Origin of the sequence: Kitasatospora sp. NPDC058218, from assembly GCF_042882445.1 — a bacterium.
Lineage (GTDB): Bacteria > Actinomycetota > Actinomycetes > Streptomycetales > Streptomycetaceae > Kitasatospora.
Genome location: NZ_JBHVWC010000168.1, coordinates 1 through 1212, shown reverse-complemented (window position 1 = coordinate 1212; position 1212 = coordinate 1). Strand labels below are relative to the sequence as shown.

The window sequence follows — 1212 nt, the reverse complement described above, 5'->3', positions numbered from 1 at the left end:
CCGCCGCGAACGGAGCGATCTTCGCCTCGGCCAGCGAACGCACCGCCTCACGCAGCATCTCGTGCTCCTCGGAGATCCGGAAGAGATCGAAGTCCTGGCTCATGATCGGCACTCCTGTTTCGCGACGGTACTCAGTACCCTTCATTATGCATGCGTGCAGCAAAAAGGGAACTCAGTGCCTTCCCAGGGCGGCACTGAGTTCCCTATCCTTTTGCTGGCGTACGGAGGCCGTACCGCGGACGTACACCGGAGACGCACACCCCGGCCGTTCATGCCGGCCGTACACCGGCGGCGCACAGCGAGCCGGAAGCCCAGTCCGAGTGCAGGGAGATGACACCGTGGTCCACTCAGCCATCGACGCCGACATCGAGAGCATCCCGCTGTACTTCCAGCGCTGTACGTGGTGCAGCAACCCGACCTTCCAGCGGCTGCTCTGCCCCACCTGCGGCTCCACCGAGCTGCGGCTGGAGCGCAGCCAGGGCACCGGTGTGGTGCGCCGGTGCGCGGTCGAGCAGGCGCGGACGCCGCTGGCCCGGCAGAAGTCGCTGATCCGGATGGCCGAGGGCTTCGATGTCTGGTGCATCGTCAGCGGCCTGCGCAGCACCGTCCCGGTGGGCACCCGGGTCCGGCTGACCCCGGCCGCCGACTCCGACCAGCCGGAGCTGACGCTGCTGCCGCAGGAGGAGCCGGAGCGGGTCGAGCCCGCGGAGCCGCGCCCGCTGCCGCCGTGCCAGGGCGGCTTCACCCAGCATCTGGCGGCGTACGCCGAGTAGCGGGCGCGGTACGCCCGGACGGCGCGCGGCAGGCACGGACCACCTGCGGAACGTACGCCGGGCGTAGCGGCGCCTGATACGCCGGAGGGCGTGGCACCGGGTACTCGGTGCCACGCCCTCCGGCGTATCGGGTTCGGACCGCGTCCGGTCAGCCCTTGCGGGCCTGGACCTCGCCGGTGAGCTGGGGCAGCACGGCGAAGAGGTCGCCGACCACGCCGTAGTCCGCCAGCTCGAAGATCGGGGCCTCCGGGTCCTTGTTGACGGCCACGATGGTCTTCGAGGTCTGCATGCCGGCCCGGTGCTGGATCGCGCCCGAGATGCCGTTGGCCACGTACAGCTGCGGCGAGACCTGCTTGCCGGTCTGGCCGACCTGGTTGCTGTGCGGGTACCAGCCGGCGTCGACGGCGGCGCGCGAGGCACCGACGGCCGCGCCCAGCGC

2 protein-coding genes are annotated in these 1212 nt (G+C 70.7%); one reads left to right on the top strand and one right to left on the bottom strand.

Features of this window, described 5'->3' with window-relative positions; translation table 11 throughout:
- Positions 1-338: 338 nt before the first annotated feature.
- The gene (locus ACFVYI_RS42440) at positions 339-773 is read left to right on the top strand and encodes a hypothetical protein (protein ID WP_387895485.1); all 435 of its coding nucleotides are present in this window, start codon (positions 339-341) and stop codon (positions 771-773) included.
- Between the two features lie 148 nt (positions 774-921).
- Here the strand turns inward: ACFVYI_RS42440 and ACFVYI_RS42435 are convergent.
- On the bottom strand, positions 922-1212 hold a 291-nt coding region (locus ACFVYI_RS42435), incomplete at its 5' end, for an electron transfer flavoprotein subunit alpha/FixB family protein (protein WP_387895482.1).